Annotated in this window: 28 protein-coding genes; 17 read left to right on the top strand and 11 right to left on the bottom strand. The window is 63.9% G+C overall.

The window, feature by feature from the left end; genetic code table 11:
• From NU1_RS22465 to NU1_RS41675, 3 genes are all read left to right on the top strand, one after another.
• Positions 1-663 (top strand): NucA/NucB deoxyribonuclease domain-containing protein (locus NU1_RS22465; protein WP_218027850.1); only part of this gene is annotated, 663 nt, incomplete at its 5' end.
• A 59-nt stretch (positions 664-722) separates the two neighbouring features.
• A complete protein-coding gene (locus tag NU1_RS22460) occupies positions 723-1,079 on the top strand; it encodes a hypothetical protein (protein WP_157552827.1) in 357 nt (118 codons plus the stop codon).
• 63 nt (positions 1,080-1,142) lie between these two features.
• On the top strand, positions 1,143-1,433 hold the full coding sequence (locus NU1_RS41675; protein ID WP_157552824.1) for a hypothetical protein: 291 nt from the start codon (positions 1,143-1,145) through the stop codon (positions 1,431-1,433).
• 131 nt (positions 1,434-1,564) lie between these two features.
• Here the strand turns inward: NU1_RS41675 and NU1_RS22455 are convergent, their stop codons facing one another.
• The 8 genes from NU1_RS22455 to NU1_RS22415 form a co-directional block, all read right to left on the bottom strand.
• Positions 1,565-4,591, bottom strand: coding sequence for a Tn3 family transposase (locus NU1_RS22455; protein WP_067523804.1), 3,027 nt, complete (start codon positions 4,589-4,591; stop codon positions 1,565-1,567).
• A 974-nt stretch (positions 4,592-5,565) separates the two neighbouring features.
• The gene (locus NU1_RS22450; RefSeq protein ID WP_067523785.1) at positions 5,566-5,823 is read right to left on the bottom strand and encodes a hypothetical protein; all 258 of its coding nucleotides are present in this window, start codon (positions 5,821-5,823) and stop codon (positions 5,566-5,568) included.
• Positions 5,824-5,831: 8 nt separating this feature from the next.
• Positions 5,832-6,344: a glycine zipper domain-containing protein gene (locus NU1_RS22445; RefSeq protein WP_371859828.1), complete on the bottom strand. Its 513-nt coding sequence runs from the start codon at positions 6,342-6,344 to the stop codon at positions 5,832-5,834.
• A gap of 204 nt (positions 6,345-6,548) precedes the next feature.
• Complete coding sequence (locus NU1_RS22440) at positions 6,549-6,884, bottom strand: hypothetical protein (RefSeq protein WP_157552821.1); 336 nt, start codon at positions 6,882-6,884, stop codon at positions 6,549-6,551.
• Positions 6,885-6,921: 37 nt separating this feature from the next.
• A complete protein-coding gene (locus NU1_RS22435) occupies positions 6,922-7,119 on the bottom strand; it encodes a hypothetical protein (RefSeq protein ID WP_067523782.1) in 198 nt (65 codons plus the stop codon).
• 504 nt (positions 7,120-7,623) lie between these two features.
• Positions 7,624-7,890, bottom strand: coding sequence for a hypothetical protein (locus NU1_RS41670; protein ID WP_157552818.1), 267 nt, complete (start codon positions 7,888-7,890; stop codon positions 7,624-7,626).
• Between the two features lie 392 nt (positions 7,891-8,282).
• Positions 8,283-8,645 carry a hypothetical protein gene (locus NU1_RS22420; protein ID WP_067523779.1) on the bottom strand — a complete coding sequence of 121 codons (363 nt, stop codon included), beginning with the start codon at positions 8,643-8,645 and terminating at the stop codon, positions 8,283-8,285.
• Complete coding sequence (locus NU1_RS22415) at positions 8,642-8,938, bottom strand: hypothetical protein (protein WP_067523778.1); 297 nt, start codon at positions 8,936-8,938, stop codon at positions 8,642-8,644. The genes NU1_RS22420 and NU1_RS22415 overlap by 4 nt, the downstream gene beginning before the upstream one ends.
• Positions 8,939-9,454: 516 nt before the next feature.
• On the opposite strand from NU1_RS22415, the gene NU1_RS22410 reads away from it, so the two are divergent.
• Positions 9,455-10,330: a helix-turn-helix domain-containing protein gene (locus NU1_RS22410; RefSeq protein WP_067523777.1), complete on the top strand. Its 876-nt coding sequence runs from the start codon at positions 9,455-9,457 to the stop codon at positions 10,328-10,330.
• Positions 10,323-10,715, top strand: coding sequence for a DUF397 domain-containing protein (locus NU1_RS22405; protein WP_169815124.1), 393 nt, complete (start codon positions 10,323-10,325; stop codon positions 10,713-10,715). The genes NU1_RS22410 and NU1_RS22405 overlap by 8 nt, the downstream gene beginning before the upstream one ends.
• Before the next feature lie 103 nt (positions 10,716-10,818).
• Here the strand turns inward: NU1_RS22405 and NU1_RS22400 are convergent, their stop codons facing one another.
• The gene (locus NU1_RS22400) at positions 10,819-12,006 is read right to left on the bottom strand and encodes a hypothetical protein (RefSeq protein ID WP_067523775.1); all 1,188 of its coding nucleotides are present in this window, start codon (positions 12,004-12,006) and stop codon (positions 10,819-10,821) included.
• A complete protein-coding gene (locus NU1_RS22395; protein ID WP_067523774.1) occupies positions 11,993-13,093 on the bottom strand; it encodes a hypothetical protein in 1,101 nt (366 codons plus the stop codon). The genes NU1_RS22400 and NU1_RS22395 overlap by 14 nt, the downstream gene beginning before the upstream one ends.
• A gap of 375 nt (positions 13,094-13,468) precedes the next feature.
• Here NU1_RS22395 and NU1_RS22390 point away from each other — a divergent pair, with 375 nt between their 5' ends.
• From NU1_RS22390 to NU1_RS41665, 11 genes are all read left to right on the top strand, one after another.
• On the top strand, positions 13,469-14,602 hold the full coding sequence (locus tag NU1_RS22390; RefSeq protein WP_212762337.1) for a Sir2 family NAD-dependent protein deacetylase: 1,134 nt from the start codon (positions 13,469-13,471) through the stop codon (positions 14,600-14,602).
• On the top strand, positions 14,599-15,399 hold the full coding sequence (locus NU1_RS22385; protein WP_067523773.1) for an NUDIX hydrolase: 801 nt from the start codon (positions 14,599-14,601) through the stop codon (positions 15,397-15,399). The genes NU1_RS22390 and NU1_RS22385 overlap by 4 nt, the downstream gene beginning before the upstream one ends.
• The gene (locus NU1_RS22380; RefSeq protein ID WP_067523772.1) at positions 15,392-16,306 is read left to right on the top strand and encodes an aminotransferase class IV; all 915 of its coding nucleotides are present in this window, start codon (positions 15,392-15,394) and stop codon (positions 16,304-16,306) included. The genes NU1_RS22385 and NU1_RS22380 overlap by 8 nt, the downstream gene beginning before the upstream one ends.
• Positions 16,303-16,995, top strand: a complete 693-nt coding sequence (locus NU1_RS22375; protein ID WP_067523771.1) for an HAD family hydrolase — start codon at positions 16,303-16,305, stop codon at positions 16,993-16,995. The genes NU1_RS22380 and NU1_RS22375 overlap by 4 nt, the downstream gene beginning before the upstream one ends.
• A complete protein-coding gene (locus NU1_RS22370) occupies positions 16,980-18,185 on the top strand; it encodes a glycosyltransferase family 4 protein (RefSeq protein WP_067523770.1) in 1,206 nt (401 codons plus the stop codon). Before NU1_RS22375 ends, NU1_RS22370 begins: the two co-directional genes overlap by 16 nt.
• Positions 18,182-19,303: a glycosyltransferase family protein gene (locus tag NU1_RS22365; RefSeq protein WP_067523769.1), complete on the top strand. Its 1,122-nt coding sequence runs from the start codon at positions 18,182-18,184 to the stop codon at positions 19,301-19,303. Before NU1_RS22370 ends, NU1_RS22365 begins: the two co-directional genes overlap by 4 nt.
• The gene (locus NU1_RS22360) at positions 19,300-20,136 is read left to right on the top strand and encodes an inositol monophosphatase family protein (protein WP_067523768.1); all 837 of its coding nucleotides are present in this window, start codon (positions 19,300-19,302) and stop codon (positions 20,134-20,136) included. The genes NU1_RS22365 and NU1_RS22360 overlap by 4 nt, the downstream gene beginning before the upstream one ends.
• Entirely contained in the window at positions 20,133-21,092 is a 960-nt protein-coding gene (locus NU1_RS22355) for a phosphotransferase family protein (RefSeq protein WP_067523767.1), read from the top strand. The genes NU1_RS22360 and NU1_RS22355 overlap by 4 nt, the downstream gene beginning before the upstream one ends.
• A gap of 15 nt (positions 21,093-21,107) precedes the next feature.
• On the top strand, positions 21,108-21,830 hold the full coding sequence (locus tag NU1_RS22350) for a class I SAM-dependent methyltransferase (RefSeq protein ID WP_067523766.1): 723 nt from the start codon (positions 21,108-21,110) through the stop codon (positions 21,828-21,830).
• A gap of 33 nt (positions 21,831-21,863) precedes the next feature.
• On the top strand, positions 21,864-23,216 hold the full coding sequence (locus NU1_RS22345; RefSeq protein ID WP_067523765.1) for a UDP-glucose dehydrogenase family protein: 1,353 nt from the start codon (positions 21,864-21,866) through the stop codon (positions 23,214-23,216).
• A 196-nt stretch (positions 23,217-23,412) separates the two neighbouring features.
• The gene (locus tag NU1_RS41665; RefSeq protein ID WP_157552815.1) at positions 23,413-23,712 is read left to right on the top strand and encodes a hypothetical protein; all 300 of its coding nucleotides are present in this window, start codon (positions 23,413-23,415) and stop codon (positions 23,710-23,712) included.
• 374 nt (positions 23,713-24,086) lie between these two features.
• On the opposite strand, the gene NU1_RS22335 is transcribed toward NU1_RS41665, so the two are convergent.
• On the bottom strand, positions 24,087-24,755 hold the full coding sequence (locus tag NU1_RS22335) for a GbsR/MarR family transcriptional regulator (RefSeq protein WP_084521705.1): 669 nt from the start codon (positions 24,753-24,755) through the stop codon (positions 24,087-24,089).
• Between the two features lie 161 nt (positions 24,756-24,916).
• Here NU1_RS22335 and NU1_RS22330 point away from each other — a divergent pair, with 161 nt between their 5' ends.
• Positions 24,917-25,906: a hypothetical protein gene (locus NU1_RS22330; protein ID WP_169815123.1), complete on the top strand. Its 990-nt coding sequence runs from the start codon at positions 24,917-24,919 to the stop codon at positions 25,904-25,906.
• Positions 25,907-26,194 lie beyond the last annotated feature (288 nt).

Raw genomic sequence — 26,194 nt, 5'->3', positions numbered from 1 at the left:
TTCGTGGTCAAGTGGAAAGAACACGACATGGCCGACCACGACATCGCCGCACGAACGATGTCGATCGAGTACTGGTTCGGAAACAACGCACCCAACATCAGCGAATCGAACTCCGACACCATCACGATGAACCAAATGCGTTGCGACACGACAATCAAGAACAACCAAGGCAACTGGCAGCAGGGATGTGTCGTCGCCAGTCATACACCCACCTTCGCTATCGGCGCTGACGTCGCCGAACAGACCGGTCACATCCAGGCCGCGATCGGTTCAGGGCTGCCCGGTGTCGCCGGTCGGCCGCTTCACCGGCAGGCCGACCGCAACAGCATCGACATCAACCGGCAAACCGCCTGTCCCAAGCGCGGTCCGGTGTCGGATGCCCGCAAGGTCGACGGCCGCAGCTGCGATGAGTATCCATTCGCGTCCAGCACCGAAGGAGCCGCGACCTCCGGCGGCCCGGGACGAACCTTCAACCCCGAGTGCCATGTGCCCGACCTGGGTTCCAGCAGCGATCAGCGCGGCTACAGCGTGTGCATGATCAACCACGACCAGAACATCACCAGCGGACGTAAACTCGGCACCTTTTACGCACTGATGCGAGTCATCAACCAGGATCCCTACGCCATCGATGCCCGAGGAGGCACTCTGCCGCCTCCCCCGTGATCGAGGGACGGCGTACCGTGAACACCAGCGTGCCTGAAGTTAGCCAGGCGGGAGGGCGGATGACCACAATGAAGAAATACCTGGTCGCGGGGACCGCCGCCGCAGCGTTCGTACTCGTCGGTCTCGGCGTGTTCGTCGCGTCGAGCCAATCCTCGTCGACACCGTCGACCGCCGACCGACACGGCGCACAGACCAACAGGAGCGAAATGGTGCAGCACCCACAGGATGACCCCGACCACGACTGGGAAGCCGACCCGATCGTGCCGGACGGCAAACCCACCACACCACACGAGTTCGCAGAAGACGCCCAGGCAGGCCAAGCCCCGGGCGAAGTCCCCACCCAGGGTCCGGTCGGCGTCACATCCCAACGCGACGATTTCGCCATTCTGCCGCCACACGGCACCGGAGAACGCTGACCAGGCGCTGCGACACCGCGTAGCCACATGAATTCGTGATAGCTGGCCGCCACCGGAATCTCGGTGGCGGCCAGTTCCGTTCTCGGCTCTTACCGTGGCCCGCGCCATGCCTCACGGCGGGTCCGGCCTGAATCCGGTCTCCTAGGCCCGGCACACCTCACCGACCGGGCCGCGGCGCTGGTGCGGATCGGTGAACACCGCAAGGCCCTGGGTCTGCTGACCGCGGAGAACATCGGCGGACCCGAATGGGTGAAGTACCAGACCCTGCTGCGGCAAGTCGTTGCCGAACTACTCGACCACGACCGTCGCACCCCCTTGCGCGAACTCGCCCACCGCGCCGGAGTTCGGGCCTGAATCGGCGACTGTGGTGCTTCACGCGGCGGGAGCCCCGGCCACAGTTCCGGAGCCCCCGCCCCATCGACCAGGTCCGAAGGGGACCAGACACCGGCCTCACCCGATGATGCTGCCACCGCCCACCGACACCGTTACTCGTCGTCGTGGGCATCAGGATCGCGTAGCGGCCGGTACTTTCCGCCGAGATCGGCAAGGTGGAAGGCGTAGTGGCCGTCGATGCCGATGTGAGTGCGGATGAACGCCGACAGCCGCGCCGCGTCGGCGTCGAGCACCGGATAGCCTTGGGCGCGTAGCTGTTCCAGGGCACGGTTGGTGTAGAACGTATTCCACAACACCGTGCAGTTGAGCACCAATCCGAGCGCGTTGAGCTGATCTTCCATGCCCTCGTAATAGGTGCGGGTCATCTCCCCCTTCTTGCCGTGGTAGATCCGCCGCGCCAGATCGTGGCGGCCCTCTCCCAGATTGGCTTGGGCCTTGCCTTCGCGCCGATACGGTTCGTCATCGGCCAGGCGCAGGATGTGCAGGGTTTTGAAGATCCGCCCGTAGTGCGCGATCCCCTGGCCCAACGGGGTGGGGTTCCCGTCGCGGGAGATCATGCGTGTGACGTCGTGCGCGGAGACCTCACACGCGTTGATCGACACCGCGACCCGGCACATGTCCTCCCAGTGCGCGGTGATCTTGTCGGTGTCGATGCGTCCCCGCGCGGCCTGATCCAGCGGGCCGTAGTCCGCGCGGGTATCGAACCGCCACAACCGCTGATCGGGCAGATTCGCCAACTGCGGCCGATACTGCTTGCCGATCAAATGCACCAGACCGAACACGATGTCGGAATAGGAGCCGGTGTCGGTGATGATCGCTTCGGGGACCTTCCCGCCCTGCTGGAGCTGCACGACGTCGATGAAGTTCAGCGAGTCGCGCGGCGTCCCGAACACCACCTTGGCCGACAGGCCGGCGGACTGGTCGTTGAGCATGTTCAACCAGGTGATGCCCCGCTTACGGCCGAAATATTTCGAGTTCGGTCGCGCGTGGATCGTGCGGACCGGCACCACGAACCGCATGCCGTCGACCGACGCGAGGAGTCCACCACCCCACAGCTGCGCCAACTCGATCCAGGCTTGGGCCTTGATCAGCTCGACATTGGCCCCGGTCAACGTTTCCGAACGCACGTAGTTCTGGTCGACATGGTGCAGCCGGTCACGGGTCAGCGCGTCCACACCGGGGCTGGTCACCGGTTTGAAACCCACGTTCATCGCGTTGGCGCACAGCACCGCGGCGACCGACAATCCCAGATCGGCGACACGGGCACCGTTGCCGGACACGTGGGTGAACGACTCGGTGAATCCGGGCACCCAGGACATGACTTCCAAAACCAGTTCGGGCAGGTCGATCTCGGGCACCATCGCCTCGACTCGGCGCCGCAGATCCACCAGTGACGGCGGGTCCGGCTCGGCCTTCAACGCGGCCAGGTGCAGGCGGCCGTCCTCATCGACGCTCGCCGGACCGTCACTGTCCAACCGCGCGGCGACCTCCCGGTAGGCGGTATCGACCGCGGCGGCATGCTCGGCGAGCAATGCTCCCGGATCCTCGGGCAGGTTCAACGCGTTCATCCCGGCCTCGCGTGATTGTTCCCACGCGGGCCCGGCCAACAGCTGGGCGCGCGGATCGCGCCACCGCGTCGACTGCGGGGCAAAGATGTTGCGGTGCTTGAGATGCCGGTGGAACTGCTCGAGCAGGCACAGCGTGTACGCGGCGCGGTCCACCGTCTCGGGCGGGCGGCCTTCCCGGTAGACCAGACGCTTCCACCCACCGCCGATGAGGTCGTGATCGACCTGGCGGGCATCGAGCCAGCTCGCGGGCAGTTTCGACTTCGTCGACATCAGCTCGCCCAGGGTCTTCATCGCCACCAACACCGGCGCACCGTCCGCCGTGGCCCCGAACACCACGGTCCGCATCAGCCGGGGCAGGAACACCCGCACCGTGGCCAGGCGACCGGCCAGCTCTTCGAGGCGCTGCTCGTTGAGTTCGGCGTCATCGACCGGAACGAGCTCGTCGATCACCGCGACCGCGGCACGCAACTCACTCTTGGTCGCGGTGTTCTCGATCAGATCCCACATCATCTCCAAACTCAGGTCCGGTTCGATCTCGGTCATCTCCAACAGCACCCTCACCGCCGCCGCGAGCTTGCCCGCATAACGCGAGACCCGTGGATATCGGCGCAGCTTCTCCTCGCGCGACTCGCGTTCGGCCTTGGACATCAGATCGGTGACCATCAACAGGTCGAACAACTCGAGCACATCATCGGTCGCTCTGCCCGAGAGCACTTTCACCGTGGCGACCATGACCGCCAGCCGATTGCGGCGGGGCTCGAGACGGCGCAACGCGGGAGCCTTGCTCGACAACCCGTAGGTGGCCAAACCGATCACCCGACGCTGCGGAACCATCGACACATCCAAGGAATGACCGCCCAGCGCGATGAGGTCGCCCAGGCGGTCCAGCGCGGCCACCATCCCCTTGGAACTGGCCCGGAACACGCCCCGGCGAAGCCGTTCCAGCTCGCTGACGCGGCGTTTGCCCTCGGGCACATCCAGCAACGCCAGCAGCGCTGACGCGGACTGCGCAGTCACTGGATCGGTCAGCGCACTCCACAACCGCTGATCAGCGGCCTGTCGTCCATCGGTGACCAAACGCTCCAACGTCCGAGGACCCGGCAGCAGCGCTTGGCGCTTGCGCAGCCAATCGACCGCGCCGGCGAACATCGCCTTCGGTCCGTCACCGCTCACCCACGCCTGGTCCGCGACCCAGGCCGCCAACTCCGCCTCGACCTCGCTGTAGGAGGTCAATCCGTACTCGCGCTGGATCTCCCAGGCATGTTCGAGTTTGGTCTTGTCCCGGTCGGTGTACTGCTTCACGCACGAGGAGTCCTCGATAGCCAACTGTTCGGCGAGATATTCGATCAGTTCGGGCGGCACGTCGAGCGGATCGGCCAGGAACATTCCGAGCTGACGGACAGTCACGACCTGAAGCGCGAATCCCAACCGGTTGTAGTCCCGCCGCCGACCCGCGATCAGCTTCCGGTCTTCGTCATCGAGGTAGAAGAACCTCTCCAGCTCAACACGGGACAACGCCCCAAACCGGCCGTAGCCGCCCTCATCGGTCACCACGACATGAAATCACTTGTAGGTCAACGCCGCTCGATGATTCGCGCGCTTAGCGCCGGATCGGGCGGATCTGCTCCCCGACCCCCGTCCTGATCGGAGATGTTCGGTCACAGGAGGGGTCGGAGCGGCTCTACATCGGCGCGGAATCCGGCACCCAGGATTTCTGAGCACTGGCTGGCGCGCAAGGATCCCTACCGATGTGGCACCGGTCTTGGCTTCAGCACACGCGGTGAAACGTCGGCCCTGATGAGACCTCTTCAGAAATCCCGAAGCCGTTTCAACCTGCCATAACGCGCCGCGCAATCAGGCAAACCCCTGGTCTGTACCTCGTGGATGGTCGGAGCGAGACCAAACCCAAGTGATGTCGTACTAACCTGCTCGGGTTCATCAGAACTGAAGCATCGTTCGTAGGAACCCGAGTGATGTCAGGTCGGAACGGCGTGTGACAACTCAGGTTCGGTCGGAACCTGAAGCCGTAAGGCCGGAGGGATCGTGTTGAGGCCGGGAGCTGCCCGTTCCAGCAGCGTCACCGAGTTCTGTTGCTAACGGTCGTTCCGGCCCATGACGTTCACGTCGTTCCCTCAGTGGATTGCGGGCTTTCTGTGTCTTCAGTGCTGTGCGCCGCGGAGCGTGTTCGCTTGTCGTACCGGTTCACTCGTGGTGCGGGACGGCCGGGCCAGCGCGGTGGCCAGTGTATGTCGTTGTGGCCGACTTTGCGTGTTCCGTCGGGGCGGCGGCGGGATAGGAATGGTGTCGAGCGCAGGGCGAGGACGATGGCGCCTATGGCGACACCGCCCGCTGCCGCGATTGCCCGTGTCAGTGAGGGCATCAGCGGTGCGATCAACAACGCCGCGTACGCCGCCGAACACCAGTACATGCGCGGGTTGTAGGGCCTGGAATCGGCGGCCAGGACCGCGTAGCCGATGACGCCGACCATCAGCACGGCCCCAGTGATGAGGATTGCAGCCATCCGGCTAGCTCCGGGAGACTCGGTAGGGCGAGCTTGTGGGAGCGAGCTGCGTCGCCAGTATGACAAGCGTGCCGACTACGATGCCCGCTCGGATGTCGGCGGGAGCGAGGACGCATAACGCGGCCGCGCCCACCGTTAGCGCGGCGGTCAGCGTGGCGGTGGCTCGGCGTGGGTGTCCTCGTTCGGCGTCGAGGGCGGAGAAGACGCCGACGCCCAGGGCGATCACTGCGGTGAGTGCCGCGAAGATTTCCATATTGATCACTCGCCTTTCTAGTCGAACAAGCTTCCGAGCCATTTGCCGGCCTTGGCTCCGTATGTGGAGCCTGCGAAGGCACCGATGCCACCGCCGATCACCGCGCCGACCGGTCCGCCCACGGCGCCGCCGATGGCCGCGCCAGTGGCGGCTCCGGCCCAGCCGCCGCCGATCGCGCCGCCGCTCTTACCTATGGTCTCACCTGGCGGTTTGCCGTTCGCCAGATCGGTCACTGCCGAGCCGACCTCCATACCGATCGATACGACCGTCAGCCCCTTCGCCAGTTTCGCGGCACGGGCTGCCTCCTCGGGTGTGAGCGTGGGACCGCTTCCCGGGGCCCAGTGGCTGCCTTGAGGGGTTTTGTCGGCGCCACCTTGCGCGGCGCCACCGACGTTCCCGATTGCCGTACTGCCGTTGCTCAGATCCTGGCTCAGTGTGTTGCCGTTGTCCTGGTCCGGGTTGGCGAAGGTAGTGACGGTGTCCGCGGTTGCGGGGACGTCGACGTGGACGGGATTGCCGTCGCCGTCCACACCGGTCAATCCGATCGAACTCGGGCGATGTCCTACTGAACTGCTCGGGCTCAACGGGATCTGCGCCGTTGCCAACCCGATAAATCGTACCGAGGCTAGAGGCAAAGCGGTCGGTCTGGCTATCGAGCCTCGCTTTGGTAGCCGGATCGACTGGATCGGCGGCAGGAGGAATCGGGACAAATCCAGGGTCCCGGCTGTGGGCGCTTATCGTACGGCGATCACGCGGGTGTGCCGATCCCCGGCGATGATCACGTGCTGGCCCGCCGGGAGGTGGCCGGAGTTGGGAACGACGATCACCTCGACGTCGGGCTGGGCCGCTGCACGCGTCAGGGCCGCGACGGCCTGGGCGTCGTCGGAAGCGGCCAGGTACGTCCCTCCCCAGAGGTAACCCTGCTCTTCGGCCCAAGCTCGGCTAGTGCACCCCACGGACTCGGGAGCGACGCCGACCGGAATCCGGTCACGGTTCAGATATCCCAGAGCCTTGGGCCGAGGCGACGAGGGTGGCTTGCGTTGCGGCAGCATGGCGAATGTCCTTCTCACAGGCAGCGGGGTGGATGTAGGTGCATTCAGTTGCGGGTCAAGGCAGATTGAGTTCCGCCGTCGTGAGGATTCGGCAGTGGAGGGAGTGGCCGTCGTGGAGGTCGCGCAACTGGAGGGCGCGCTGGGTGGTCATGCCCAATGGTTCGGCGCAGCACAGGTATTCGGCCAGCGTGCCCTCGGCGTTGACGAACAGATTGGAATGTGGCAGCGGGGCATCGTGTGCGGTCTCGGACATGGTCAACTCCTGAGCGGCGATGAGCCGAGTCGGGTGGCCGCTGTGTGGAGCGCGGCCACCACCGTGGTTACGGGGGGACGAACGGGGCCGTCCGGAACGTGCAGCCAACTGCGCAGACGAAAGCCGGGGGTGGGCAGCGCCAGCGGTGTGGGCGCAAGAATCGGCACGATCGGGTACCTGAACACCGACAACGACAACTGTCTCGCCGTGGGTGCATCAGGTACCCCCTGCGTGATGAACACCCACCGGTCATGACCGACCGCGAACACCGGAACCGCCCCGACGCCCAACAACCGGTATGCCGCCGCCGCGAGTGGACGCGGCGCGACCACGCCAGCCGTGTGAGAACCGGTCGCCGCCAGGATGTGATCGTGATCCGGACACCGGAAAGCCTGCAACGCGAATCGCTCCCAGTAGGTACGGCACCTCTGGTCGATCATTCGATCGGAGTCGATACGGTTCGCAGCAACGGCTGCGATCAGAACGGACATCGGATCCATCGCCTCAACCGACCGAAGCAATAGTGGGCCAGCCCGTAACCGGCCGAGCGCCAGCGGTCGGGTCGGCTACCCGCGCGTGATGGCGGGGGCGCGGTGCGGTGCGTTCTTCTTCTGCGATACGGGCCGCGATGCGTTGCACCGACCAGCGCTCCGGGTCGCGCCCTTGGTGGGGGCGGGATGGTTCGTCGGTTGTGGTGCGCCATGTCTGGAACAGCCACAGCGTCGCGCTACCCACACCAACCCCGACCAAGAACAACGCGAATGCAGACATTGGAATCGAACCTCCTCATCGGATGGAACTCGTGACCGGACAACCAGAATCTGAGCGAGATACTCACGCTTGAATCATCTGCACCCCCGTGTGAATGACCGGAAGCTCTTGCGGTCCAATAAATTTCGACGCGCGTGTTTCGGATACTGTTGAATTGCGGTCTGTTTCGCTGCGCGGTTCGGAATCCGCGGCTGCGTGGACCGGTTCGTCCCAGAGTCGGGAACAGGGGAGTTTCGGCATCTCCGCGGTGACTCGGTCGTCAACGGTTACCGTCACCGCCGAGCCGATGGTGGACAGCGTGGCGGCAACCTGTGCGACTTGCTCCTGGTACCCCTGAAAATCCAGAATCAGCGGGCCGGACTCCAGGTGTAGATGCAGGATCGAGTGCGGTGTCATCGGCTGCCGCCCAAGCCGGGGAGAAACGCGGCCGTGACTCCCGGTGCGGAGTGACGTGGCCATCGCCCCGGCGGGTCCAGGGTCCAGACGTCGACGTGGTGTCGAACGACGCCCATCCAGCCCGTCATGTGCAGCACCGACGGCACCAGCAGAGCGGTTATCCCCGACAGTTCGAAGCTGGCGAATAGCGGAGCGAAGTCGGCATCGGAGTCGGCGGTCAGGATTCCGCGCAACTCGAATCCGAGGCGCTCGGCAAGGTCGCCGATCCGCTCGGTTTCGACGAACTCGAGTTGGTCGGTCTTGTCCGTACGAAGCAGCGCGTACGCCCACGGGCGTCGCTCGGCCGCAGCGCCGGTCATCGTATGCCCCTGACCTGTGCTTGGGATTCGGGTACCGGCACCGTTCGGCCATTGACCGAACGGAAGTCGAGCATTGCTTTGCCGATCGCTTCGCACGGCGGGAGTCCCAGGCACCTGGCCAGGGCTGTCAATGTGTCTACGGCTTCGGTCAGCTGTATTGCCGCCACAGCCTGTTCCGTGGTGAGGGTGCGGCAGGGAAGCCAGGACGCCACCCATCTGCCCTGCCCAACCGAGCGGGCACGATGCTCCGTCTGATCGCTCGTGATCAGCGACTCGATCACCTGAATGGTCATTGCTCGTCGCTCCCTTCAGAAGCTCGATTGGCACTCCCCGTGATGCACGAGGGTGAGATGGGAGTCCTGAACGTCACCGCGACACGCGGCGAGAACGCGCTTGGGCGGAACGGATTCATTGGCTATCGCCCCCAAACCCCATGCAGGCAAGCGCATTCCGCCGGGCGCGTTGATGTTGTTCAGAGTGCGGGTGGGGTTCGTTACCGCGTGCGTGAACGCCACGGGCTGTTCGGGCGCACTGCGATACACCTGGTCGCCCGTTGTCGGGGCGCTGACATGGAGGCCTACACACCTGCCTGATCGATACCGCCCGTGCAGATGCCGGAGAGGCATTTTCATGATCGTCATCCCCGCCCACCGTCGTTGCGTGTGACTAAAAACACGTCTGACGCTACGTCGGGTGCATATCTTGGGTCAAGGTGTCCTAGCAGTATTCGTGAAACACGCAATGACACGTGTCATATTACGATTGGGGTACTGTAGCGCTGCCTGGACCGACGGAGGGAAGGACGAGCGATGGCTCCAAAATCGCCTGCGGTGGCTCGATGGGAACTCTCGTACCGGCTGCGTCGTCGCCGGGAAGTCCTGGGAATAACGGGTCCGCAACTGGCAAAAGATCTCGGGTTTTCGCGTACTTACTGGCCGAAGGTCGAACGTGACCAGCGCATTCTGACCGAGGGCAAGCTGACGGACCTTCTGGCGCTCCTCGATTTCCCGGAGGACGAGCGGGTCGAACTGCTCGATTTGAGAAACCTTGCACGACAACGTGCTTGGTGGAACACCTACGAGGGGCTCTTCAATGAGGAGCAGCTGAGGCTCTGGGGTCTGGAGGCAGGTGCCCAGGAGATCAGCACGACCGAAAGCTTGTTGATACCGGGTCTGTTGCAGACCGAAGATTACGCCCGCGCGCTGATTACGGCCGACACCGCGTTCATTCGCCAGATCGAGGTCGACCAGCGGATCGAAGCCCGCATGCACCGACAGGAACGGCTGACGGACGCCGATCCGCTACGGCTGAATGTTGTTGTCAGTGAGGCTGTAGTTCGACAGCTGACCGGTGGCGTGGATGTCCTCCGCGGGCAGCTTCAACACCTCATCACGATGATCAACAAACACCCCGACACACTCGATTTCCGTGTCCTGCCGTTCAGCAGCACCACAGGCGCGATCTTCGGATGCAGTACCTTCCACATCCTTGACTTCGCTCGCCCTCACCAGCCCACGCTTGGTTGGTCGGAGGCGCTGGATTGGGGTGAACTCATCGAGGATGAGAACCGCATTCGAATCCTGACCGTAGGTTTCGGGCATCTCCAAAACTGCGCACTGAACCCTGAAGAGTCTCTGGCCCTTATCGAACAACTGGCCGATAGGATAGAAGCATCAGTTGAATAGGAACTCCGACATGAACACGAGCACTACCGCGCCCCGCTCGGGCTGGTTCAAGGCATCGTTCTCCAGCCAATCGTCCAACTGTGTCGAGGTGCGGTTCGGCGAAGCGTCGGTGCTCATCCGCGACAGCAAGTACCACGGCGATCCCTTCCGTCAACCGGTGGTCTCCATCCCAACGGCGATATGGGAAAGCTTCCTGAAGATCGTTACCGGAACTCCCGTCGATGCCACCGTCATCCAGCGCCTTCCCGTGATCGACCGCGACGAAGGTACTGGCCGCACCGCGATTCGCGACTTGCACGGCGTCTGTCTGGTCTACACGGCTGACGAGTGGATGGCATTTACTGCCGGAATTTATGCCGGGGAGTTCACTCCAGCCGCCGCATGAGGCAATGAAGGTGGTGAGATCTCCTGCGGTCACCCGACATACGGCGGCCAAGCGCTCCTTCAGTGGTCGTCGCTGTCATATGCTGACAGCGAAGGCAACCTGCCTAGTAATGGGTGATGTGGTTTTCGGGGAGCCCACGCGGGCCGCCGACGGCGGGTCCCTTCGGCCAGAGACGTTCGAGATCGGTCGGGGTGAGCGGGGCACGGTAGGCGCTGCGCAAAACGCTCTGGATGACAGCGGGGTCGGAGTCGGCCAGGTTGGCGAACCAGTCGATGCCTGCGGCGTATGCCCACATATAGGTTCTGAGCTGTGGGCTCGTACTGCGATCGGCCAAGAGGCTAGCAATTTGGCTGTCGGTCCACCAGGGAACGTGGGTTCGTGCATATTGCGCGCATTCTTCGATGGGGGTCCCATTGTTGACGGCGCGGTGCAGTTCGGCGCGGACGAGTTGGGAGTAGTGGTCGATGCGTACCCGCGCGATTAGTGCGCGATCGTCTGGCGTGATGAACAGCGGTGCGGCTTGTGCCCAGCCTTCCAGCAGTACTTGCTGCGGGCCGTGCACCGACAGCAGACGTACCCAGGGGACATCTTCGTCAGCACATCGGGCGGCGATGCTGGCGCTTTGTAACCCGTGGCCCAGCACTTCGTGTAGTGCGAATTGCCGGGCTTGGACCTTGGTGTAGCTCGCATTGCGCATGTTGAGTCGAAGCCGGACCTGTTGGCCGGCCCCGTCGAGCCAGTACGCCCAGTAGGCGTCGACATCAGCGGCCTCGATGGTGAGTTCGTAGACCGCGTCCGAACCTGTCGCGCGACGGACATCTGCTTCGTACTCGATTGCCGCGGAGCGAATCGCATCAGGAGCATCGGCGGCGTCGATGGGTCCTTCCGCCGCGTCGAGGTCGATCGCTGTGCTCTCACCCCAGCCAACATGGAGTGCAGCGAGGCATTGGCGGGCGATTTCGCCCTTCTCGGTGATGTATTCAGCGGGCCAGCCTGTGGCGGGGCATCCTTGAGTTGCTCGGATGTACTCGTCGAGCGGGGCACGCTCACCCATCAGTGCTCGTAGGTAGGCGAGATCGGCGTTGATCCGCTGCGAGACGGCGGGATCGTTGGCGTCCTCGAGCAGCTCGCTCAGCTGTCGGAAGGTGGTTAGCCGATCGGTCGGCACCGGTGGTTCGGAAGTATCTGGGGGAGGGCGGAAGTCGAAGTCGATCACTGCGGATGCGCCTCGGTCGATCTCATGCTGATTCCATGCTCGCAGGGTTCGTTCCACGAGGTCACGGGTTTTCACGGGCAACCTCCCAGCGCAGCGTGACCGATTGGCTTGGGCGCAGGTACTCCCGGACCAAAGTTACGATGACGTCTTCTCCTTCATAGTCCCAGGTCAAATGCTCGGTTGCAGAGTTCTCCGCGCCGTCTGGATGTTCTTCGACGGCAGAGCAGCTGAGCACATCTCCGGCGTTGGCGTGCCGCAGGTTGATGGTGAGCCTTCGGGTGTAGCGGTAGACTGCTTGCCGCCAGTAGAGCGCATCTTCAAAGCGTCCTCCGTCGCATGAGTATCCGATTTGGGCGGATTCACCGGGCTTGATAGCGGGTGAAAGCTGACAGGCGAACTTCGCCAGATTCGGGGTGTCGTGAACCCGTTGAATCGCGAGCCGGTGGGTGCTGTCGCGTAGCGGGCGGATATCCAGCCTGCCGTCGGTGTGCTCGAACCACAGTTCCCTGGGGAGTCGAGTCAGCGGCTTGTCGGTCATGTTGAGTGTTTCGTACCGGTATGTCAGGTGAGCTGACCCGTCGTCGCCGATATGAAGGTCGATACGAGTGTCGAGGTCGATGATATGTCCTGCAAGGTAAGCGAATTGGGTGATCTCGCGACTGTCGAGACGTGCGACTCCCTCGAACTGCATGAGTCGTCGCATGATGTCTTGAGCAGACGCGCCAGGGCCGTGGGCGCGCGCTGTTGCTAAGTCGGGCTCGGCGAGCCGGGGGGCGTTGAGCTGGTCCGGCCCCCAGCTGACCACACCAGCCGCCGGTTTCGTGAGGCGGTCTTCGATGACGTCGAGCAACCCGCGTTCGGTATCGACCTCAGCGTGGGTAGGCGACGATGCCGGGCTGGTCTCGGCCCCGCATGGTTCGAAGAGTTGTGCTGCGGTGAAACCGGGGAACATCTTCTCCAGGATTCGGCAATGGTGAGGGTAGGGAAGCCCTTTCAACTCACCGGACATCCAACGAAAGAATTGAGCACGCCCCGGAGCCGTACCGACAAGGGCGGGGTCGATCGTCCGCGCGACCCTGTCGTACTCGCGGCAGAAATGGCGGTGGGTCTGCCAATGCCTTTGGTGCAGCTCGACTTTGAGGCGAATGGGCTCAGTATCCACCCTTCGACCCCCATTCTCCAGACGGCAAGCCGAAACTAGCACAGACGAGCCGCAGGGGAGACCACACGAGACCCAGAAGTTCAAGACGGTACAGACACTGTGTCGAGAGTGAACAGCACCGACCTGCATGGTCATATCGCCGACATTGGCACATGCAGGATCCAACTCGGGCAATGCGGTCGAAGCTGAACGAATTGCCCAGGCCGCAGCCATCTTCGAGACGATGGTTGCGCTCTCGAGCGACTGGTTTCTGCTGACAATCGCGAAGGAGGCGGGACGGCCGTGAGATTTCCGCATACCGTGGGCGAGCTGGATTCAGTGATGCTTCAGCGGTGGAGACGCTTCTATTCGACCAGGAACCATCGGGCATGGAACGTGGAAGAGGGATTGTGGCGGCGGACCCAGGATCGCGCCAACGCCTCGGAGTCCGGCTGGACGGGCCCAGCCGACGCGCGTAGGCGAGTTCTGCACTACCGCTACCGTTTCGACCTCGACGAGACGACTCGGCTGGCGCGGCTACAGCTCGTGGACCTCTACATGCTGGTGTCGGTGGCGTATCCGGCCGACGAGCTTGCTGTGCACCTTGCCGCGGTGTCCGAGTCGCTGAGGACTGGTGGATGGCAGGCAGCCGGAGGGGAATGGATCCGAGACGACTTGTGCTGCACCGTCACCGAGCATCACGAACATCCGGAGGATCGACGTGCAGGCCGCAGGCTGCCGCTGGGGTATCGGTGTGCGGAGGTTGTCATCCGTTCGCGTAATTACCGACCCTCACCCCAGGTCGCTCGGCTGCCGTGGACGGTCCTCGACGGCGGTATGCGCGTCAAAGATCGGCGAGGCAATCCACAACTTGTCCCGGACCTATCCGAACTGGGGCAGTTGCTGCCGTTCCAGGTCGAGGTCGGCTGTGGGATGTCGGTGGAGGCGGGAATTCCGCCGCTGCATCGACTCCACGAGATCTATCGGGTGACCGACCGTCGCACCGGTGCTTTCGTCCTGGACGTCGGCAGCGACGACTTCCTAACGGACCTGCTCACCGATCCGGAGGCGAGGATGCCCGTACTTACCGAGATGTTCCGTGCGTGCCTGCGCGCCGAACCCACGAGGGCTCATGCGGCATTGGCCTCGCTCGCTGGCGCCGGGCACCTGGTGGGGCCGGTGATCACCAACAACTTCGATGGGCTGCACGTGCGTGCCGGATTGGACGAATGCTACGTGCGTCGCTACGACGAGGCGGTACCCCTGGTGCCGCTGTTGCCCCAGGCCCGTGCACTGCTGGTGGTGGGCAGCCACGCCGACAGGCGCAAAGTACAGGCTCGAGCCCGTGACCATGGGATGAGGGTGATCTTCCTGGACCCCGAGGGGTTCCATGGCTCGGACGGGCGGTGGACGCCGTACCCGCTGGAAGGAGTTCGTGACAGGGATTTGCTGTGTCGTCGCGAAGCGGGCACCGCGTTACCTGAATTGGCTCGGCGGCTTGGATGCCGCATTCCCGAGCCGGCGACATGAGCACCCCCGACGTCCGGAGAGCCCAGTCGTTGCTACTGCGCAGGGTCGCCGCGCCCAGCTACACCACCGCCGAACTCGGTGAGATAGCCCGCTGCTGGAGTGAACGCCAGCAAGGGAATCCGCACTTGTTCAACGGCCCGATCGTGGTTGCCCGAGACGTGTCATGGACCGCCGAGCACCAGTGCCGCATCGACTGGTCGACAGGCACCTACGCGCAGTACCTGTGGCGACATGCCGCCGATGTCTCACGCCGACGCCGACCGTACGCACGGGTGGTGTTCGCATCGATGTTGGCCCGCACCGGCGAGGGCGACCTGGTGCTGGGTCGAATGGCGGGACACACCGCCACCCCTGGGCGAATCCAACTGCCCGGCGGCAATGTCGAGCCGCCGGGGCACGAGCGCGACTTGACCGCGGCGACGGTACGCGGCCACGCCCTACGCGAACTGCACGAAGAGACCGGGCTGACACCGCAGTACCACCCACCCCGGCTGTGGGGTGTCACCGTCGGATCCGCTGGCGACGTCGGTGTTCTGTTCGAAGTCCGGGTCGCCGGGCGTGCCACGGTCGGGGATACGTTCACACGGCATTGCATGGCCGCCGAAACAACGAGGGAGACACCGGAATTCGATTCGTTGATCACCGTAGCGGCGGCCGGTGATGGGCGTGTAGACGACCGTGAGGGTCTGTCGGAAGCCTATGGCGTCGACTACCTACCGGAGGTGCTGAGGACAGAACACGGTGCGGGTTCGATCGTGACCAGCGAATGGTGTTGGAAGGACAGCGTCGATGTATGAGGTTGAGCCGGAATGGATCTGGTGGAACGGCGCGGTCGTGCCCTGGCGGCAGGCTCGGGTACATGTCGGATCGGAGACCGCGCTGCGGGGATTGAACGTGTTCGAAGGTGTGCGCGGCTACTGGAATGATGATCACCGCCGATGGGCGGTGGTCCGGCTCGACGACCATTTGCGCAGGCTGGTGACCTCGGCGCAGCTGATGCGTATTCCAGTGCGGGCAGGGCTGTATGAGCGGATGCGGGGCGCGGTGGTCGCTTTGCTCGATCGTGCCCAGCCTAGCGCGGACGTGTATCTGCGGCCGACGATTTACGTCGACGCGGGCCGCTATCGGGCCGCCGATGATGAGCTCACCGTCGGTGAGTTCATTGCCTGCCATCGCGCCGATCCGACCGATCCGTCACCGATTCGGTGCATGATCAGCCAGTGGCGGCGCGTCCCGGATGCGGCTCTACCGACCGCCGCCAAGACCGGTGCCGCATACTCCGCCTTCCGACTCGCCCGCCTGCAAGCGCTCGATGCCGGTGCGGACGAAGCGATCCTGCTTGGCACCCACGGCGGGGTGACAGAGACACCGGGTGCGTCGGTCTTCGCGGTTCTACACGGGAGCCTGGTGACTGCCCCGCTCACAGACGGGCTGCTCGATTCGATCACGCGGGCCACCGTGATCGAGCTCGCGCACAAATTCGGGATCCCCTTCTACGAACAGTCGTTGACGGCTGTCGACTTGCTCGCCGCACAGGAGGTGTTCTTAGCCGGCACCCTTGACGAAGTCCGCGCTGTCCGCGAGATCGATGGCTGCACGATCCCTGTCGGCCCGATTACAACTCGCCTGCGGGATGCGTATTTGGCGATGTGCCGAGGTGCCGAGGATTCGTTGTTCACCCGCTTTGTGCAGGTGCTGCCATGACGAAAGAACGGACCGTCGTGATGCTCGACGTCGGCATGACGCTGATCCATCCCAGCGGGCAGGTGATGGCCCAAGAACTGGCTGCCTGCGGAGCAGGGCATATCCCCACCGCCGTGGCCGCCGCCGCGCTGGCCGCCGCCGCAGAGGCACATCACATGCGCTTTCCATCCGAGCTGACCAGACCGGAGCGGGTAGGCGTGGTTTGGGCTGCACTGTTGGGACTCCCCGCCTCAATCGGACGGCGCGCCTGGCCTGCCGCCGCGCGGCGTCCGGACCTGTACGCCGATCTCGACCCAGACGCAGTGGATGTACTGACAACTCTGCGAGCGCGAGGAGTGCCTATAGCGGCGGTATCCAACTCCGACGGCACGCTACTGGAAGAGCTGACCGCATTCGGAATCGCCGAATTCTTCGATGTCGCAGTCGATTCGACGGTAGTCCGCAGCGAAAAACCTGACCACGGAATCTTCCACGCCGCTCTGCGGAAACTCGAATGCCGCCCAGAGCAGGTGTGGTTCGTCGGCGACGGGCTGATCAATGACATGTTCGGTGCCGCTGCGGCGGGCATCGAGAACCTCGTGCTCTACGACCGCCATCACATCCACCATGCGGCGTTGCCGGTGACTCGGATCCATCGACTGACCGAACTGCCCGGACTGCTGGAGACGATCCAATGCGAATCTGCCTGATCACCACCACGTACCGGCCCCGCACCGGCGGCTTGGAAACCTACATCATCACCATGGCCGAGGCATTCGCACACCGTGGACATAACGTGACAGTGCTGACCAACCGCGACAGCGTCGACCAACCGATCGACTCGATCGACAATGGCGTGCGAGTCCTGCGTACCAGTGCGTTGTTGTCCCCGCCCAAGGCGGGCAGCGTTCCGTGGGAGTCAGCACTGTTCGGCGTCGTCGGTGACGTTGTAGAACTGTTGGGCGGCAACCAGTTCGATGTGATCCACACCCATACCCAGGCCGCGCTGCTGCTGGCAGCGATGGCGGGACTTGGCAGCCGAGCCCCATTGATCGCCTCACTGCACGAAACCCAACCCGAGTGCGAACCCGCCGGTGAGAATCGTGCGCGATTCATCTTGAGCGGTGCGGACCCGGACCTGATGATCGCCGGAAGTAACGCGTTCGCCGAACAAGCGGTGCACTTCGGCTACCCGCCTGATCGTCTACGGGTCATCTATCACGGACTGTCCGCGTCCTCGTCGACCGCAGCAGACCGACGGCGGCTGCGGCGGGTAGCGCGAATACCTGACGATGGTCTCCTGGTGAGCCTGGTCGGGCGATTCAAACCCCGCAAAGGCCAACATCGGCTGTTGGACGCCTACGAGCACATGGCGCAGCGCGAGAAGGTATGGCTCCTACTAGCCGGATCGTGCAACAGCGCCGACAGCGACTACCTCAAGCGAATACGCCAAGATATCGACGACCGTGGACTGAGCGACCGGGTGACCGTCCTGGTTGATTGCCCCGACACCGTGCGGGATTCGGTGTGGGCGGCAACCGATATCGCGACCCAGCCCAGCACCGTCGAGGGCCTCGGTCTCGCGTGCATCGAGGCGATGCACGCTGGTGTCCCGGTCGTCGCCACCAACACACGCGGGCTACGGGAAGTCGTCACGCAGGCCACCGGAATTCTGACCGACACCGCCGATCCCGCCAACTACGCGGAGGCATTGGACGCGTTGGCCGCTGACGCGGTACACCGCCGAAGCCTGGGCAGCGCGGGCCGAACGCGGGCACAAACGGTGTTCTCGCTCGACCGCGCCGTGTCCAAAACGCTGTCCGTCTACACCGAAGCCATCGACAAAGAGGGCTACGGCATCAAGCTCGTCACAGCGCCTCAGGCCGGAGCGCACCCGTGATCACGAACCCTCATTCTCAAACCCTGGGCATCTTCGGGCCGACATCACCGCAACCCAGCGGCATAGCCGGTTACATCGCCGAATCAGCGCAACACCTGGGCGGGAACCTGAACCCGGTTTGTGTCGTCGAGGACACCCGCTCACCACACGAATTCGGCCTCGTGCTCTACCACCTGGGCAACAATGCCTTCCATCACGGGGCCTACCGTGCCCTCTATGAGCGACCCGGGCCGGTGTTGCTGCACGAATACAACACCCTGGACTATTACTACCAAGCATGGGACCGGATCCCCACCGCCGAACGAAGCGCTGTGCTGGACCTGCTCGGCACACATCTGGATGCCGAATTCGCCTCGGCCACTGACCTCGACAAGTGGTTCGACGCGCATCCCGCGGTCGACCGCTACAGCCTGGATGCGCGAATCGAATCCCTGGTCGTCAACACCGCGACCACGGTTCTGGTCCATCACCCGAGCGTCGCCGACCTGCTCACCACTCGCTACCCACACGCCGACGTGCGCGTCATCGCGTTTCCCGTCGCTCCCATCATCCCGGCCAAACCTGACGCCGTGCGAGCCCGATACGAATTGACGCCGGAGATGGTCGTATTCGCCACCTTCGGCTGGATCGGCCAATACAAGCGCGTCGAGTCGATCCTGACTGCTTGGCAACGCTGGCCTCGCCGTCCGCACAACGCGATCCTCCTGCTCGTTGGCGAACTCCAATACGACCTGCACATCCCCGACGACCCATCGATACGTCACCTCGGCTGGGTCTCCGATCACGAATTCACCCAACTGCTCGCCGCGGTGGACTATCCGATCCAACTACGCGGTCCATGGCTGGGCGAAACCTCCGGCCCCGCCACCACACTCCTTGCCCACCGCCGTCCCGGAATCTTCAGCGACATCCCCGTTCTACGCACCACTGCCGACGATCCGCGCCACACCTATATTCCCTTGGGCGACAGCGAGATTAGCAACCTCCTACAGGCGCTGATCACCCACTATGCCCGAGGCCGCTGCACCGATCTCGACTACGACAGCGCCTACAGCTGGCAGACCTGGGCGCGCGTTCTCACGGGAATTCTGACCGATTCGACTGGAGCCCATCGATGAGAACACGTGCATCGGCCGCCGAGCCCGAACCTCTGCCGGATCCGCTCACGCTGACCCCGCAAGGTCGCGGCGCACTGCTCGACGCCGTCACACGAGCCGGAGATCGGCTGATGCGGAACTGGCCGGGACACACCAGGACCGCGAGTCCGACCAGCTGGCGCAAACCCGACGGCACACTCGTCAGCGTCGCCGACCACGCCAGCCAGCGTATCCTCACCACAGCACTAGCCAACACGGTCCGCAATGCCGTGGTCATCAGCGAGGAGAACCAGCGCAGCCACACCCGGACCGCGTCGACCGTCTGGTTCATCGACCCGCTCGACGGAACCCGTCAATATCTCGCGGGGTCGTCGGACTTCGCGATACTGCTGTCCGCGTGGACGCATGGGGTACCGGCGCTCTCCATCGCGTACTTTCCCGCCGACAACATCCTCGCCGAGGCATACGCGGACACCCTCACCGTTCACCGCTGTGGTCCGCCCCCCGATCACCCCGCAGTACACAGCGTCTACGGGGACGTGCCGGGCCTGCGCGAGGCGCTCGCCCCGGATACCGAGTATCTGGCCGATCGATACGAATCGACCCGGGTATTAGCTGATATCGCCCTCGGCCACGCCCTGGGCGCTGTTGTCGAAATGTGTGGACACTATGCGTGGGATCTCGCCGCGCCGATCCATCTGATCACTGCGGCCGGCGCTTTTGTGACCGACCAAGATGGAGAGCCGCTGCGCCTGCGTGGCCCACATGTCTCCGCCCGCCATGTCGTGGCTGCCCGCGACCCCGGTCTGCACCAAACATTGCTGCACGCACTGAATTCGAAAGGACAGCCTTGATTCCACACGACGCGACCACCATCAGCACCGATTCCGAGCGTGAACTGCTGCGCCACTACGGACTCACCGGAATCCAGCCGCTCGGGGTGGGCACCGAGGCCCATGTCTACGCCCTGGAAACCGACCGCGTACTCAAGATCTACGCCGACCGTGGCCAGCTCGAGGTCTTCGACACCTTGCGCGATTTTCACGACCGCCTCGACACCTCCGCAGTGCCTTGGACCGTGCCGCGTATTCACGACATCGCCCGGCACGGCGATCTGATTGCCGTGGTCGAAGACCGTGTCGCTGGAACAACGATGGACAGCCACGCCACCGGTGCCGACGACGAGCCGCTCGAACAGTTGTACCTGCAAACCGTTCAGCAGATGAGCAAGCTGATGGTGAACCCGCCATTGGGTCGACGCCTGTTGCTGCCAGCACCCGGCTCTACCGGAACCCGTGGCAATGACTGGAACGAATTCATCACCAACACAGTGTCGGAGAAACTGCGGATCGTGGCACCGCTGCTGCGCCGCGACATCGACGACATCGATACTCGCGCCGACTGCTTGCTGGGACGATTCAGCGATCGCTACGACGGACCCGACGCGGTGGTCCACGGCGACCTCTACCCCGGCAACATCCTCATGACCGACCGCGCCACCGTCACCGGGATCATCGACTTCGGCACCTTCACCATGATCGGCGACCCCCTCTACGACCTCGCCACCGCCTGCGGCTTCTGGCGCATGTACGAACCAGATCACGCCACTGTCCGCAACCGGCTACTCGATCACGCCTCCGCAGACTTGCCCGCCGAGCAGCGCCGCCGACTCATGGACTACCTCCTTATCGCCGCGCTCACGACCTGCGACTTGTACCCCGAGCAGGCCCGCCCCATCCACGACACCGGCCACTACCAGTGGGCACTCGGCATTCTCACCGACAACCAGTACTGGTACCCCACCACCTAGAAAGACTGAACCTCGATGGAAATCCCCGACTGGGTCAGCGGTTTCTTCGACGACGGATTCGAAGAAACCTTCCGGCGCCTCGGCAAATACGACACCACCGACCAAGACATCGACGACCTGCTGCGCCTCGTGCACATTCCACCGGGAGCAAGGATCCTGGACGTGCCGTGCGGGTGGGGCCGCCACGCCGGAGTATTGGACGCCCTCGGCTACTCGGTGGTCGGTGTCGACGTGTCAGAACATCAGGTCCGCCGCGCCCGAGAACTATGGCCGCAGATCAGCTTCCATGAGACCGACATGCGTACGCCTCCGGAGGGGCCTTTCGACGCGGTCATCAACCTATGGACAAGCTTCGGCAGTCTCCCCACCCGCAGTGAAGACCTGTGCGCGTTAGGTGCCTGGCGCAAAGTATTACGTGCGGGCGGACCGCTGATAATGGAGTTGACCACCGTTGAAAATGCCAAAGCCACCAACCGCATCGTCACCGCATCTTCAGGCCGAAAGTCCGTCGTAATCAACGGAGTCCGGGAGGACGCTACCTTCGACTGGGTGCGCGGGTTATCCGTCAACACCTACACACGCGGCGACTGGTCACGCACCTGCGTCACCCGCCTGTACACCCGCAGCGAATTGCACGACATGCTGCAGAGCGCCGGGTTCCGCGACATCACGACGTACGGCGGATTCGATGGCGCGCCGATAACAGACGACCGCAGAACGGTGCTTGTCGCCCGCTGAGCGGACCCACAACCCTGCACGAAGGGAAACCCGATGCGCTGCACCGTGTTCGGGACCGGATACCTCGGCACCACTCACGCAATATGCATGGCCGAACTAGGCCACCACGTCCTCGGAGTGGACACCGATCCCGGAAAGATCACCAAACTGTCCTCCGGGCAACTCCCCTTCTACGAGCCCGATCTCGAACCCCTGCTGCGCCGCAACCTCGCCGTCGGCCGATTACATTTCACCACCTCGTACCCCGACGCTGCCCAGTTCGCCGACCTACACATCCTTACGGTCGGAACACCATCAGCCGCAGACGGGCACACCGCCGATCTGACCGACCTCTATGCGGTCGCCAACCAGTTGGCGGCCTTGATCGAACGCCCCGCCGTCATCCTCGGCAAGTCCACAGTTCCGGCAGGCACAGCTGCCCGACTCGCGGCGCACCTCCGTGAGCAGTCACCGACCTGCGACTTCGAACTCGCCTGGAACCCCGAGTTCCTTCGTGAAGGGCACGCCCTCCAGGACGCCTTGCGCCCTGACCGCATCGTCCTTGGGGTTGACATGGAACGTACCCTGGGCCGTTCTCGAGCCGAGCAACAAGCGCGCCATCTGTACGCCGATCAGCTCAAAGCTGGGGTCCCGCTGGTGGTTACCAACCTCGAGACCGCCGAGCTGGCCAAGATGGCAGCAAACGCGTACCTGGCTACGAAGATCTCCTTCATCAATGCCATCTCCGACCTCTGCGAAGGCGTGGGAGCCGACGTCCGCGCGCTGGCCGATATCCTTGGCCATGACCCCCGAATCGGAAGATTCGGGCTCGACGCTGGAATTGGATTCGGCGGCGGGTGTCTGCCGAAAGACCTACGGGCTCTTGCAAAGCAAGCGGGCGAACTCGGTGCCGTCGATGCCGCCATGCTGCTGCGTGAGGTTGAGCAAATCAACCTGCACCGTCGAGTTAGAGTCGTCGACCTCGCTCGCCAAGCATGCGGTGGTTCTCTGCGCGCGGCCCACGTTGCCGTGCTCGGGGCAGCGTTCAAGGCAGAATCCGACGACGTTCGAGATTCGCCCGCGTTGCACGTCTCAGCAGCGATCCAACAGCACGGCGCGTTCGTCACCGTGTACGACCCCAAAGCTCTCGACAACGCCCGCCAGTCTTATCCCACTCTGACCTTCGCCACCACCATCACCCATGCATGCGAGAACGCGGATGTCGTTCTGGTACTTACCGAGTGGGAGCAATTTGCCGCATTAAACCCCGACGAGCTCACCAGGCTGGTGCGAAACCGCTCGATCATCGATGGACGAAGCAGCCTGGATTCCACGCGGTGGCGCGAAGCCGGATGGGCATATCGAGCGCCCGGAATCCCCAAGACCTGCGACCAGCTGAGCCCTTGACGGCCACATAAGCAGCTCCACCGGCCCTATCCCGCATGACCGAGTACCAGAGACCAGGCGAATTCCGCGCGGTCTATCAGCCCTCGCATTCCCAGGCTCTCTGGCTCGGGCGATGTCCGCTGTTGGGGCCCATGTGATGTGCCGCATGGGCGAGTCTTTGGAGAGTTGAGCAGTCAATTTCCCATAGACTGGCCACATGGGCGCGGAGGAGCGACTAATTGCTTCTGGTGTTTCTATCGAGGAAAGCGACTTCTGGCTCACGGATCAACTGGACGTCTGCGGTGCCCTCCTCGTGCATCACGTCGACGGTGAAGTCCTGCGGATCGTTGCCATACGCCCCGGGCTGACCGGGGAAAAGCGAGAACAGTTCATCGAGTGGGCAGAATCCCGCCTCCGGCGGTTCGACGAACATGGCCCCGAACCGGATGGCTGGCGGCACCGAACCGATGGCGGCTGGCAGCTCTGGGACCACTGGTGGGAGATGCCGAACCCCTGATCTAGCCGAGGTGCACAGTCTTCGCGGAAGAGATCCTCAGGCCCTCTCGCACGTTCCCGGGCGCGTTCTCCAACTGCTCGGGTGTGGGGCTCTGGCGGCGGTGGCTAGCAGCTCTTCGACGAACTCCAGATTCTTCGCCGCCTATTCTGTCGCCTGCCAACGTGACGGGACCACCCCATTGCCAGTCGTGGGACCACCGGCAGTACGCGATCCGGCGACCGAACGTGTTCCAGATTTGCGGTGCGGGTCGATCGTGGCGGAGCCAGCCGAGCGCGCTGTAATGCCGAATTGAGCGCGTTCGCCGGAAGTCACGTGGTGTGTTCGGTCGAAGTCGGGCAGTAAAGTTATTCCCCGTGCACAATCCCGTGGTCTGGTCATGGCGGTGGGTCCCGCCAGCGTTCGGCCGACTCTAGAGCGTCCAGGCTGATCCGCTCCAGGAACGCACCGCTCCTGGCCAGGCGGCGACCCACAGGCGTGTCGAGCCCGAGCGTCTGCACCGCCTCTTTCACGATCTCCGCCGCCGCGAGCGTGCGCCGCGAGCTGATCACCGTCGAGTGGTACCAGGCATTGTCGTCGACCACATAGATGTCGCGCCGCCGCTGCGGATCGCGCTCGCGCCTGATCAGCCCCTGCTGGGTCAGGTAGCCCACGGCCATGGAGATCGAGGCGGGACTGACTTTCAGCCGGCGCGATAGCTCGGCCGCGGTGAGCCTGCCGTCCTCGCTCAGCCACAGGCCGATGAGCACGCGCGCCATCATCTTCGGCAGGCCCATCCCGATCGCCATCTCGACGGCTCCCTCTTCCACCTCGAAGACCTTGCGGTCCTGGGGTTCGGCCTCGGGTGAACGGGCCGGAGTCCCGCGGCGCGCCCGCCGTGCTGCCGCGTGGTGTGCCCGCTCGGGGCGGTAGTCGCTGGGGCCGCCGTTGCGGCCGACCTCACGGCTGATCGTCGAGGTCGGTCGGTCCAGCCGCCTGGCGATCTCGGCGTAGGACCGGCCTTCGGTCAGGCCGGTCGCGATGCGCTGGCGGTCCTGCCGGGTCAACCTTCCTTCTGGCATGACGCCAGTATTGCTTTTGACGCCAAACAATGCAACGTTTCATTGCATTCATTGGCACAGTCAATGCATCAATATTTCGGCCTCTAACGGGGCTAATATGCAATGCTCAATTGACAGTTTTTTTGAACGCAACGTAGCTTTCAATCGTGTTGAAAAGAATGCTTCCGGCAGTTGGCCTGCTGGTTCTCGCGCCGCTGGTCGGCGAGTACCTGCTGGGCAACATCCCTATCAACGCCCTGCCGATGATCATCGGGCTGATTCCGCTCTACGGCGGTGGCGCGTTGCTGATCCGCGAGGTCGCCCGCCGGTGGCGGTTGGGGTGGCCGGGGATCATCCTGCTCGGGCTCGCCTATGCGGTGATCGAGGAGGGCCTGCTCACCCGTTCACTGTTCGATCCCGACTATGTCGGGCTGCGGTTGCTCGACTACGGGTTCATCCCGGCGCTGGGCATCGGCGCCTACTGGACCGTGTTCGTCCTGGCCATCCATGGGGTGTGGAGCATCGCGGTGCCGATCTCGATGGTCGAGGCGGGCTCACGCCGGCCGGACACGCCCTGGCTCGGCAAGGTCGGCCTCACTGTGTCAGCCATCCTGTTCCTGCTAGGCGGCGCAGTGCCCGTCGCCCTGGCAAGTCCGGCTGCCATCTACCCGCTGTCGGCCGCTCAGATCACCTGGACGCTCACCGCGGTCGTCGCCCTGATCAGCGCCGCGTTCCTGTCCGTTCGATTCCACCGCCCCCGCAGTTCGGTCACGTCGGCCAGCGCATGGACCGTCTTCGCGATCACCATCGCGGCCGGGCTGGCGTTCTGGCTCCCCAGTCTGCTCGCCATGGTGGGGATCGAGCTGGAGTCCACTGTGCCCGTGTGGATCACGGTCGGCTTCTACCTCGCGCTCTACGCCACGATGACGCTACTCATCCTGTGCTGGTCCCGGCGCACGGGCTGGGGACCCTGGCACAGGTTCGCCCTGGGAGCTGCCGGCCTGGTCACCTACGCCTGGCACGGCTTCCCTCAGCCACCGAGTTTCCCAGCGCCCACGAATGTGGACCTCATAGGCAACGCGGTCTTCGCGCTGGCCGCCCTCGGGCTGCTCGCCTTTGTGGCGGTACGGATGCACCGCACCACTCCGCCAACCTGACAGCAGGGGCTCTCGAAGGGCGGTCGCTGTATAACCCGGCGAAGGAGGAGTGCATGGTGTTCGAGAAGCAGAACTTCGACCCCCAGCGAGTCCTGCCTCGTCTCTGGAGACCTCGATGTGGTTCCGACCGCAGTGGTCGTCGAGTTCGGCACGCTGTTCGGAAGTCTTCAGCGTGGCGGCCTGTCGGACGTCTAACGACGGCCGCTGGACACACTCTTCTAGCCGCATTCCGATCGTTCGGGCGGGGCTGTCCGCAAGCCTGTAGCGCGAGAACTGGTTCTACTTCTA

The sequence above is a fragment of the Nocardia uniformis NBRC 13702 genome (genome assembly GCF_001613345.1).
Classification (GTDB): domain Bacteria; phylum Actinomycetota; class Actinomycetes; order Mycobacteriales; family Mycobacteriaceae; genus Nocardia; species Nocardia uniformis.
The sequence above is the reverse complement of the archived record's forward strand: the minus strand, read 5'-3'. Positions and strand labels throughout refer to the sequence as shown.